This is a genomic window from Burkholderia sp. WSM2232 (assembly GCF_000472545.1).
Taxonomy (GTDB): Bacteria; Pseudomonadota; Gammaproteobacteria; order Burkholderiales; family Burkholderiaceae; genus Paraburkholderia.
The window spans coordinates 1-3,870 of sequence record NZ_AWZV01000064.1; the positions used below are offsets into that span (position 1 = coordinate 1).

A 3,870-nucleotide genomic window follows, 5' to 3' on the forward strand; every position below is an offset into this window, starting at 1 on the left:
GCGGCGCCTCACGCACAAGCCGCAAGCACGCTCAGTTCACGCTGCCGGCCGGCGCGCTTTCGCTTGCCATGCGGCTCGCAGCGGCCTCGGCGGCCAGCGCCTCCTTATGCTGCTCCACCTGATGCGCGAAGACGGGGCTCACATCGGGGTACGACGCGTCGGTCACGTAATCAAGGCCGTTCTGCTGTGCCGTGATCAGTTCCTGGTACACCTCGGCGCGCGTCTTGCCCTGCGCAAAAACATTCGACGATGCAGCCAGAACGACGACAGACAACGTGGCAAAAGCGATCTTCTTCATGATGAACTCCGGTAAGTAATATGCGGGTTTGCATCAGGGCGAACCACGCTTTTCCGGCTTTTATTCCCGTGCGAGGCTCCTGATAAAAACATTCTCGGAGCGCGGAATAAAGCGCACCGCGAAGGGGTTTGCTCGCCGTCGCCGCAACGCGTCGATCGCGCGTCGATCGCGCGGTGAACTACGATGAAGCACCGTGAGAGTGTTCTGCAACCGCTCGGGCGAGCGGAATAAAACGCGCGCGACCGTGTTTGCACTCCATAGCCGGATTTCGACCGGAGATCTTTCATCATGAAACCAACCGACGCCCCTGCCGATTCGCCGCTTTCCGAAGCCGACATTCAGGCCTACGCCGACGGCACCTTGTCGCCGGCACGCGCCGCATTCCTGCGCGACTACCTGACCCGCGACCCCGCGGAAGCCCGCCGCGTGGCCTTTTACGGCAAGCTGAACGAGCAGATTCAACGCTCCTTTCAGACGACCGACGAACCCGCGCCCACCGCCTTCAACGGCGGGCGCAATGCGCCGGGCCGCCGGGGCCCGACCGTCGCGAAGTCGCCGCTCGGCAAGGCATGGCGCGCGCTCTTTGCGCTCGTCATTGCGTGCCTTGCGCTGGGCGGCTGGCTCACGGCGACGCAGGTCACGCAGCAGGCGCTCAACAATGCGGCCGTGATGATGCTGGCTGAAACCGCCGCCGCGCCCTATCCCGCCGCCACGCCAACCCGCCGGGAGCCGTCCGCGCCGAACCTGGAGGCCATCGGTCTGCGGCTCGTCGATGAGCGCGTGCTGTCGCTCGGCCTGCTGCAGCGCGCGACCGGATTCGTCTATCTGAACCGGGACAACCAGCCCGTGGTCGTGCTATCGACGCTCGCGCTACTCGCGCCCGCGCAGCCACAATGGTCCGCGCGCCGCATCGGCGACGTGCGCCTGCTCACATGGACAGACCAGCGCCAGCGCTTCGTGGTGGCCGGCAACGCGCGCACGCACGGCCTGATGCGTGCCGCCGACGCCATGACAATGCAATGACGGGCGCCCGGCCAGGCGTGCGCGTGGCATGCCCCTTTCGAAGCGTGGGAATAGAATCCACTCACGCGTGTTTGCACTATCAACGCGAGCGACGCCCGGACGAGGCGCCGCCGTTCCCTGTTCACGAGAGGCCCCATGACCGGGATGAAGAATGGATGTTCGTGACGAGTTAATGGAGCACGTGCCGCGGCTGCGGCGCTACGCGCGGGCGCTGATCAACAATCGCGACCTCGCCGACGACCTCGTGCAGGACACGCTGGAGCGCGCGCTCGGCCGCACCGGCATGTTCGAGCCCGGCACCGATCTGCGCGCCTGGCTGTTTACGATCATGCACAACGTGTTCGCCAACCAGGCGCGCAAGGCGTCGTCGCGCGCGGTCCACGTGGCCGTCGACGACGAAAGCGTCCACGAAAGCGAATTCGCCGTGCCGGCGCAGCAGGTGCGCTCGCTCGAAATGCGCGATCTGGACTATGCGTTGCAGCGTCTGCCGTTGGAGCAGCGCGAAGTGGTGCTGCTGGTCGGCCTCGAGGAAATGAGCTACGCCGAGGTGGCGCTCGCGTTGAACGTTCCCATCGGCACGGTCATGTCGCGGCTTTCGCGCGGGCGCGAACGGCTGCGGGCATTGATGGCGGGCAGCCAGCCCGGTGCGAAATTACAGGTGGTGCGATGAGCGACCAACATATGCCGATCACTGAAGAAGAGTTGCACGCGTACGTGGACGGCACGCTGTCCGACGAACGGCGCGCGGAAGTGGAGCGCGCGCTCGAGCAGAATCCCGAGCTGGCGGCGCGCATCAGCGATTATTTTTCGCTGAACAGTCTGTTCCATGAGCGCTACGACCGCGTGCTGAACGAACCGGTGCCCAAGCGCTTGCAGCCGCCCGCGCCGCGCCGCTCGCGGGTTGCCGCGAACTGGCCGCAATTTGCGGGCATGGCGGCGGCGCTGGTGCTGGGCATCGGTATCGGCTTCGGCACGCACATGGGGCAGAACGCGATGCCGCCGATGGCCGGTTCGGCGAATACGCGCCCGGTCAGCGCGGACAGCTCCGAGATGTTCGCGCATCAGGCCGCGGTGGCGCACGTGGTGTATATGCCGAGCGTGGACCGGCCCACCGACATGAGTGACGATCACGAACAGGATTTCGTGCAGTGGCTCGCGAACCGCCTTGGCACCAACGTGCACCCGCCGATGCTGGCGAGGCAAGGCTTTGCCCTTTCCGGCGGACGCCTGCTGCCGGGTCCGGACGGCCAGACGGCGCAATTCATGTATCGCGGACCGAATGGCGAACGCGTGACGCTGTGCATCTCGCGCCGTCAGGTGAATTCGAACACCACCGCGTTCAAGCTGTATCAGGACGGCCCCGTCAACGTGTTCTACTGGGTCGATGGCGACTTCGGCTATGCGGTGTCGGGCGGTATCGACCGCAAGCTGTTGCTGCAGCTCTCGCATGACGTGTATTCGCAACTGACCAGTGCGGCGCCGCCCGGCTGATGTCCACCACGCCTCGCGTCTCAGCGGGCGGCCGACTGGATCAGTTGGCGCGGCGTCACGCCGAGGAGGCGTCCCATCCAGTGCGCCATGTGACTCTGATGCGCGAAGCCGGCGTCGAGCGCGACCTGGCTCGCCGAGAGCCGGCCTTGCAACAATAGCGTGCGGGCCCGTTCGACGCGCCGCTGCACTACGTACTGATGCACAGGCACGCCGAGCGTCGCCCGAAACAGCACCTTGAAATGCGGCACGCTCAGATCGGCCAGTGCGGCCAGTTCACTTAGCGTGAGGCGGCGCTCCAGATGCGCCTCGATGAACTCGGTCACGCGTGCCGCCGTTCGGGGCGCGAGCGTGCGCCGCTTTTCGTCGAGCGAGGGCGCGCCGCCTATCAGACGCACCACCATTGCGGTGCACAGACTCTCCGCGTAAAGCGGATCGGACGCGTCGTCCGCCTCCAGCTCGGCGCGCAACGCCCACGCCAGGTGCGCAAAGCGCGGGTCACGCAGCTGGAATTGCGGGCGTATCTGCGCGTCGCCTGCCTTCAGTGCGAGTTGTTCCACTGTCGTGCGCGCGAATTCTTCGCCGATCCATACGCTGAAGATGGTGCAGGGGGATTCGTCGCTCCACTGTCCGTCGAGCCCTGCGGGTATCACGTCCGCGTCGCCGTGCGCCTGAATGCGCGAATGAGGCTTCTCGTTGCACAAACAGCGCGCCCGCACCGGGCTGCCCACATGCACGCCCACGCGATGATGTCTGTACGCCGGCAGCCGGTGCATGCCGGCCGACACATTGACCAGCTCCGCGCCGAAGCCTTGCCAGCCGAGCGTTTTGCTCGAGCGTAAAGCGATGCGCGAGCCGCCGTGTGCCGGTGGGATCGGTGCTTGGATCGGTGTGGCGGCGGGTGTGACGGCGCTCATGGTTGGCCTCGCGGATGGCGGTCTGTCTGCGCATTTTGCCGGGTTTTTGGCGGCCGCGCTTTGGCGCTTTGGGGCTTTGGGGCTTTGGGGCTTTGGGGCTTTGGGGCTTTGGGGCTTTGGGGCTTTGGGGCTTTGGGGCTTTGG

General features: G+C 66.0%; 5 protein-coding genes. 3 read left to right on the forward strand and 2 right to left on the reverse strand.

All coding sequences use genetic code 11. The features are described from left to right. Positions 1–31 precede the first annotated feature (31 nt). Positions 32–298 (reverse strand): DUF4148 domain-containing protein, encoded by a 267-nt coding sequence (locus tag F757_RS0129695; protein WP_027214504.1) that lies wholly within the window; start codon positions 296–298, stop codon positions 32–34. Between the two features lie 288 nt (positions 299–586). Here F757_RS0129695 and F757_RS0129700 point away from each other — a divergent pair, with 288 nt between their 5' ends. The 3 genes from F757_RS0129700 to F757_RS0129710 all read left to right on the forward strand — a co-directional run bounded on the left by F757_RS0129700 (position 587) and on the right by F757_RS0129710 (position 2,812). Then, positions 587–1,321, forward strand: a complete 735-nt coding sequence (locus F757_RS0129700; RefSeq protein WP_027214505.1) for an anti-sigma factor family protein — start codon at positions 587–589, stop codon at positions 1,319–1,321. A 151-nt stretch (positions 1,322–1,472) separates the two neighbouring features. Beyond that, on the forward strand, positions 1,473–1,991 hold the full coding sequence (locus tag F757_RS0129705; protein ID WP_027214506.1) for a sigma-70 family RNA polymerase sigma factor: 519 nt from the start codon (positions 1,473–1,475) through the stop codon (positions 1,989–1,991). Then, positions 1,988–2,812, forward strand: coding sequence for an anti-sigma factor family protein (locus F757_RS0129710; RefSeq protein WP_027214507.1), 825 nt, complete (start codon positions 1,988–1,990; stop codon positions 2,810–2,812). The genes F757_RS0129705 and F757_RS0129710 overlap by 4 nt, the downstream gene beginning before the upstream one ends. Positions 2,813–2,832: 20 nt before the next feature. On the opposite strand, the gene F757_RS0129715 is transcribed toward F757_RS0129710, so the two are convergent. Further along, positions 2,833–3,726 (reverse strand): AraC family transcriptional regulator, encoded by an 894-nt coding sequence (locus F757_RS0129715; protein WP_027214508.1) that lies wholly within the window; start codon positions 3,724–3,726, stop codon positions 2,833–2,835. Positions 3,727–3,870 lie beyond the last annotated feature (144 nt).

Excerpts from the sequence above, each read along its gene's own strand:
- F757_RS0129715 (WP_027214508.1), bottom strand. The coding sequence starts at position 3,726 with ATGAGCGCCGTCACACCCGCCGCCACACCGATCCAAGCACCGATCCCA.
- F757_RS0129695 (WP_027214504.1), bottom strand. The coding sequence starts at position 298 with ATGAAGAAGATCGCTTTTGCCACGTTGTCTGTCGTCGTTCTGGCTGCA.
- F757_RS0129700 (WP_027214505.1), top strand. The coding sequence starts at position 587 with ATGAAACCAACCGACGCCCCTGCCGATTCGCCGCTTTCCGAAGCCGAC.
- F757_RS0129710 (WP_027214507.1), top strand. The coding sequence starts at position 1,988 with ATGAGCGACCAACATATGCCGATCACTGAAGAAGAGTTGCACGCGTAC.
- F757_RS0129705 (WP_027214506.1), top strand. The coding sequence starts at position 1,473 with ATGGATGTTCGTGACGAGTTAATGGAGCACGTGCCGCGGCTGCGGCGC.